The sequence below is a fragment of the Streptococcus sp. SR4 genome (assembly GCF_000517725.1).
Lineage (GTDB): Bacteria > Bacillota > Bacilli > Lactobacillales > Streptococcaceae > Streptococcus > Streptococcus salivarius_F.
Genome location: NZ_AZYW01000056.1, coordinates 22,384 through 29,943 on the forward strand (window position 1 = coordinate 22,384; position 7,560 = coordinate 29,943).

Here is a 7,560-nt window from a genome sequence, read left to right on the forward strand (position 1 = left end):
ATACAGTTTCCATTTTATACTACAATTATTAAATTGTCAAATATATAATGATTATTGTTCTAAAGTTTAACTTTCATTAGAGAATGTTAATTTAAAACTTTTATCTAAGTCCTTTGAAACATCAAAACGTTCGTGCTTTTATTTAGCACAATTCCCTATTTTGTCAGTTTTATAATTTTTAAAATACTTTTATATGAAAGCATCTTTTATTAAAAACCTTCGTCACTCTAACCTTATTTTTTAGTTTTGGTGATATTTATTAAAATACAAAACTCTCTCCCTTCAAAAAGAAAACGTTTTAATGGCTCAACCCACATCTCTCTCAATCCCTTGCCAATACTGACCTAGAGGCTCCTACTTCCCATATTCCCAACAGATTCAAAAATCCCTTTGGCATTGACCAAAAGGGATTCTTTCATCTATTATTTGAAAATAGAACTTGTGAAACTATCTGTCTCTTGTAGGAGTTTCTTGTAGACAGCTTCTTTGAGTTTTGTTGTATAGCTTGTAGATACAGATTTATTGCCGTTATTATCCGTTTTAAGACTTGCAGCATCTTTGGCAACTGCAGCTTTAAACAAGGCTAACAAATCATCGTAAGAGCTTACTGATTTACCGTCAATAGTAACTGTCGTCAAACCATGTGACGCTTTCTCTTTGACTTCTTTGAAGTAGGCTTTCTTGAAGTCTTCTAGGGTGTTGAACTGACCATCAGAAATCTTGTTAATGATAAAGTCATCTCCAAGAGTGTTCTTACCAGCTGCTTTCGCTTCTTGTTTATACTTGTTAGTCGCATAACCTAGGAAGCCTTTTTCATAGCCGTAGTAACCCCAGAGTCTGAAGGTATTGTGCTTGAAGGACATAGCACCTGGAGAGCCCTCACTGGTATTACCACCATAAATGGCAGACATCATAGGCACATTGACATAGGCAGAAGAGAAGTCCTCCGGTTTATAAACACCATTTCCAGGTCCACGATTGGTCATGAAGTTATTATCCACAAGGTCATCAATAGAGGTCAAGCTAATAGCCTTTTCGCTATCACTTAGAGCACGCACCTTGTCGTATTGGTTCTTACTATTACCTCGTAGCTGTTTATCGACCTTCTTGAACCATGCGTTATTGAGCTCTTGCTTGCCTTGACTGAGGACTGCTTCCCCTTCCAGCGAATCAAGAAGCATGAGGGTATCATTGTAGCCCTTCATGTAACGATCGATGGCCTCACGAGAGTTCAACTTGTTTGGATTGGTATTGTACCACTGGTTACCATCATTTTCTCTTTCAAAGGCCATGTTGAGTCCTAGAGCACCGTATTCACCCTGGTGACCCTGAGTCGCTGGTGATTGCAACATTCCTTGGGCATAGGCTTCGACGTCTGTTCCTTCACGACGACCAAAACCTCCAAAGTAGGCAATACGGTCATTGATATGAGTCGTTTCATGGGTAAAGGCTGAAGCACCATACTCGCTAATCATGTTAGACATGACGTAAGTAACCTTGGCACGATTATCGTATGGATTGTCGTAGATGGCAGCATAGGCACCTGCCATGGCTCCGTTATCACCGTAGTACTCACCAACTGGTCCATAGATTTCACGGATTGGCGCATAGACTTCCGTACTGTTCTTGAATTGGCCGTAGCGCTCTGGCCAACCTGGCCAACCATGACCCCAGACATAGAAACCTTCCCAGATTGGATTGACAATGTCTTTGAACAATTTGTTTTTGACATTATCTGCAGCCAATCTTTGCCAGAAATCAAGATAGTTGATTTGACGTTGGGCCGCTAGATCAATCTCTGGTTTCAACTTCTCTAGGGTTGTGTTGTACTTGTTAGCTGTTCCATAAGACATAGTATCATAGGTAGAAATCAGGAACATCTCTGTCTTATCAAGGTTCAACAAAGGCAAAATCATCTTGCGGTGGAGACCACGACTAAGGTTGTCATAAACACGATACTTGTGCTCACCAACACCTTCATTTTGAGACGCCTTCTCAACAACGTAGACCTTATCCTTAGCAGCATCGATGAACCAATCATTCATATTGTCGATAGTGGTAAAGAGTTTTCGGTTGTAATTAAGGAAGTCGGTCAGATCACTAGAAAGGGTACTTTTGGCGAGAACTTCACCAAAAGCATCGTATGTTCTTGAACCACTGATATTATTTTCCTTAGAGCCAATCTCAATCAAACGGTCAAGGACATCCACATTTTTACCATAGAAATCTGGTTTGAAGAGCATGATTTCCTTGATATTAACATCATCAAACTTCACACCATAGTAGCGATTCAAGTAAGTCAAACCTAACAAGAGGGCCGCTTTATTTTTCTCAACCTTGTCAAGAATCATTTGTTGGGCAGCTGGTGATTGGTTAAGCTGGTGGTCTTCATTTTGAACCAGCTTAGTCACCAGGTTAGTTAAATTAGCCTTAACAGCTTCAAAACTTTCTTCCAAGAAGAGGTTCTTGATAGCATTGACCTTGTTTGGACCGGTACGACCAAGTTTTTGGTAAATCGGATCAGACTGCAACTCAATCGGTTTCAGGATATCAACAATACCATTGATAAGACTTGAGTGGTCTTTTTGAACGATATTCGGAGTGTACTTGATACCCAAATCAATAACAGTGTACTCCTTAACGTTGCTCAAACCTTCTGCACTCTCTGAAAGCTTGAAGTAGTCTTTGCTTCCATCAGCATAGTGAACAATAATCTTGTTAGCATCGCTTAGGTCTGTGACAAAGTTACTGTCTTTCATTGGTGTCACTGAGAGCACATCTTTAGTATTCAAGTTGTGGCCTTTGGCCAGTTTATTTGCTTGATAGACAATATAATCCTTGTTATAGAATGGCTGGAATTTCTCAATATTCTTGTAAGCCTGCTTGTATTCTGGCTTATAGTCTTGAATATTGGCAAAATCAGCTTGACTAGAAACATTGTTAAGCGTATTCAACGCGTAAGGCTCGCTAACAAATGTATCAGCTGTGATGTTGTAACCTTCAACACGCTTGTCAGCTTCTTCCTTAGTCAAATGTTTGAGCTTATTCGGACTCTTAGTATCTTTACCAGTACCATCTTCGGCCGAGCTGTAACCAACAACACCAAAGAGATCTTTGATGTATGGGCCACCGTCTTCATCATTGACATCGTTAGAAGCAAAAATTTCTTGACCTTTAATAACCTTAGCATAGGTCACATTATTTTGAACAGCGCCGTAAGGCCACGTCTTAGCGACAATACCACCGACATTTCTTGTGTTTTTAACATCAAGAACACCCTTGGCTACCGAGTTAGTCACCCTAGCCTTAGTTCCCGACTTCCAGCTGTTAAGCATGTAAGTGACAAATGGCACCAGCATACTTGCATTGGCATTTTGAGCTGTAATAGTCGCATCTACATAGGCTCTGTTGACAAATCCCATGTAGTTTGAACCAGCAATCCCACCAACTGTCGAGTTATTACCGATAGAGTCAATCTTACCGACAAAAGCGACATTCTCAATCTTACCATCTTCATCAATCTTATTGACGATACCAGCCACATCATTGTTACCAGTAATCGAACCAGTCACCTTAACATCTTCAATCAGACCTTTATTTTTAAGGTTAAATCCAACCGTCGCGATTTGATTTTGCCCAGAGCGATTGATGTCTACATTTTCAAAGTTGATGTTCTTGATTGTTCCGCCATTGATGACATTAAACAATGGGTGCTCTAAATCATAGATGGCATAGCGTTTGTCACCATCACTGAGCAACTTACCAGTAAATTCTGTCGTAATGTATGATTTGCCGTTTGGAACAACGTGACGAGCACTCATGCTTTGGCCAAGTCTAAATTCACCTGATGGATTCGCTTGAATGGCATTGACCAAGTCAGCAAAATCGTAGTAAACATTGGCTTGACTGGCCTTCGGTTTCTCAATGTAGTAGCTATAGGTTTGCGCAAAATGGCTTTGGGCATCACGTTGAACCAAATTGTCCGCTGCTGCAGTTACCTTATAAACCGCCTTGCCATCAACCGTTGTTTCTTCGATGGCTTTTACTGCCAAGTAAGTGGCCTTCTGATCCGCAGAAGTCATCTTCAAGTAGTAATTCGTGAGATCCTGAGGTACAGCTGCCAGACGAGTCTCATCCACTTCTGTTTGATTGTCATACTTAATCAAATCTGTACGTGCAAAATCTTTAAGCTCAACCTTCTTGAGATCCAGTTGGAGAGTTTGGTCTGCCAAAACCTGATTCTCCTCACCATTGCCACGATCATAGGTCATGGTTGTTGCGAGGGTATATGGCTTGTAATAGTCTAAGTTTGTTAGGTCAGCAGTCAAGGTCGTGCTAGGAATATCAAGCGTTTGAACAACCTGTCCGTCTTTCTTAAGCACCGCTTTAATAGTCGTGATAGCTGCTGAACCTGGATTCGTCAAGTTGTAGCTAAGTTTAGCACTACGACCCAAATCATCCTTGTCAATCTGTGTCAGCGTAAGCACTGGTTTTTCAGACACCTTGGTCCCTTTGTGAACGATACGATCTTGAACAGGAACTAGCACGGTTTCAGTGACAGTTGGTGCCTCAGACGTCTTATTCCCTTTATAGGTCTTATAGACTTTGGTGATTTTGTTTTGACCTCTTTGACCTTCTTGAACAACCTTTAGCGTGCCCTTTTCAAGACTATCATCTTCTTGGACAATCTCTTTAAATGGAAGCTCTACAATAGACTCTTCCGTCGTTGTTCCATCTAGAGGCTTGCTGCCACGACGAAGCTTTCTAGGTTGTGGCACCTCAATAACCTTACCTGATACAATAGTTGGCTCACCAACCTTGACACCATCAATGGTTTGGTAAATTTTCTGAATTTCTTGGCTACCTTTTTGACCTTCTTGCTCGACAACCTCTTCATCCACATACTTGCTATCATCAGTGATAACTTCGATAGGATAATCGATGGCTTGCGTTTCAGTCTCTGTGACACTTCCAAGAACTGGAGTGTGGACAGGATTCTCGGGTTGGACCAGAGCCTCACCTTCGTGACCTGATTCTTGTGTACCCTTGGCTTCCAGTTTGCCTGTGTACTCTGGATTTGTAGGTTGAACAAGGGCTTCGCCTTCATGACCGGATTCTTGTGTACCCTTAGCTTCCAGTTTGCCAGTATAGTCTGGATTAACAGGTTGAACAGCTGCTTCGCCCTCATGCCCAGATTCCTGTGTACCCTCGGCTTCCAGTTTACCTGTATAGTCCGGGTTAGCAGGTTGAACGACAGCCTCACCTTCATGACCGGTTTCTTGAGTTCCATTGGCACTGATTGGGCCAGTATATTCTGGATTAGCGGGTTGGACCCATGCTTCACCCTCGTGACCAACTTCTTGGGTACCATTAGCACTGATCGGTCCAGTGTAATCTGGATTAGCTGGTTGGACCCATGCTTCACCCTCGTGACCAACTTCCTGCGTTCCATTAGCACTTGTAGTATCGCTACTGATTGAACCTGTATACTCTGGAGCGACAGGTTGAACAGCTGCCTCACCTTCATGACCAACTTCTTGCGTGCCATTAGCACTGATTGGGCCGGTATACTCTGGAGCGGCAGGTTGAACAAGGGCTTCACCTTCATGACCAACTTCTTGGGTACCATTAGCACTGATTGGGCCAGTGTAATCTGGATTAGCAGGCTGAACTAGAGCTTCGCCTTCGTGTCCAACTTCTTGGGTACCATTGGCACTGATTGGACCGGTGTACTCTGGAGCGGCAGGTTGAACAGCTGACTCGCCTTCATGACCTGATTCTTGCGTACCTTTAGCACTGATTGGTCCTGTGTACTCTGGATTAGCGGGTTGAACCAGAGCTTCGCCTTCGTGACCTGATTCTTGCGTACCCTTAGCGCTAATTGGTCCTGTGTACTCTGGATTAGCGGGTTGAACAGCCGCCTCGCCTTCATGACCTGGCTCCTGTGTTCCTTTTTTCCAACTGATGCCCTTACTATCCCTATCAGCTGTCCCCTGACTAACTGTATTATCTTCTTTTATTGAAGACTCAAGCCCTTGTAAAGTATTTTCCAAAGGTTGTTCAAGCTCCGGCTTAGCAGAGTAACGCAGATAACCCACATACTCATAACCATCAATGGCAATAACACCCTTAGCCAAATCTTCTTTATTTGAAACCGCAAGAGTTTGATTATAGGCCTGCAACTCCTTGTTTTGCAAGGCAAGAACCTCTATCGGCACAAGGAGACTTTGCCCTGCGGCCCCAATCAAGACCAAGCCAATAATTTTTTTACGATGTTTTTTTGAAAATAGCAACACAGCCATAGTCGCTGTTGCCAATCCCAAACCTGTCGCTGCCCAGTCAGAACTTCCTGTCTGAGGAAGAGTAGCTTGACTGTCTCCCTTACGTTTATAAACCAGATAAAAAGTGTCCTCATTTTGATATTCCTTAGGAATAGCATGTACCACTTGCTTCTGCTCTTCAGCTGTTAATTCATTTTCTGTGACATAGGCCATGTGTACCGATGCATCCGAAGTAACCTGGTCTGCCGAAACTGGTTTAGACACGAAAAGACCACCTGCTAACAAGAATGTCCCGATAGCAACTGGCCCTACACCTACTGACAATTTACGAATGGCGTATTTTGTCATTTTTTCAAAAACATGATTTGCTTGTTTCATTCAAAATCTTCCTATATGTTAATCCTTGTACCCCAAGGCACGTCAAAAAAACGAAGACGTTATTGAAAAAACACGCACTCTATACATTTATTAACCTTCTTCCGAAGTCTATCATATCCTTTTTTTAATCTTTAAGCAAGCATTTTCTCTAATTTTTAATCAATATAAATATTATTTAGCGACTATGTTTTTCTTTCATGAAAACCTCTTAAACCTTTTCATATAAATAATTCCAAAGACTCTAATATTTGTAAGAATATTCTCTTGATATTCTTATAAGTGATATATTTTGAGTTAAATAATTTTATAAATTATACTAAGATCCCCATATATCTAACATTTTAATTGAAATGATAAATAAAAACTACTAATTTTATTTTTAAAAAAATGCAAGAACTTCTCTCGCATTTTTTTCGCATTAATATTCCAGAGATTACCCATTACCTTGAGAAATACTATATGGATAATCTAGCTAATAAAGAGTTTACCATAATATAATCTAAATATCAATCGTCACATAATCTCATTATATATATCTTTCGTGTATGAAAGAAATATTTAGTCTCTTAAATTAAACACCTATATATTTTCAAAACATAAAATATTAAATTGTAACCATGCATTGACGCTCCCTGAAATCTCCTCAATTATAAATAAATTAGTCTTAAACTAGATTATATTTTCCTATAACATAGTCTGAAAATCCATCTCAACATATCAGAAAATATTATTTTTATAAAACTTGTTGTAAAATTCTAATTTTACTGCTATAATCACGTTAGTAGACTCATATTTAAATGAATTTATCTTCCCCTCGTCTCTAATTAACTTCTATCATAGAGACTTCACATTTAGCTTCTAACTAACATATTACTCTTGTATGAGCTACTATTTAAAAAAC

Annotated in this window: 1 protein-coding gene; it reads right to left on the reverse strand. The window is 40.5% G+C overall.

The window, feature by feature from the left end:
• Positions 1 to 422 precede the first annotated feature (422 nt).
• Positions 423 to 6,659, reverse strand: a complete 6,237-nt coding sequence (locus tag HMPREF1519_RS07205; RefSeq protein ID WP_037611725.1) for a ZmpA/ZmpB/ZmpC family metallo-endopeptidase — start codon at positions 6,657 to 6,659, stop codon at positions 423 to 425.
• Positions 6,660 to 7,560 lie beyond the last annotated feature (901 nt).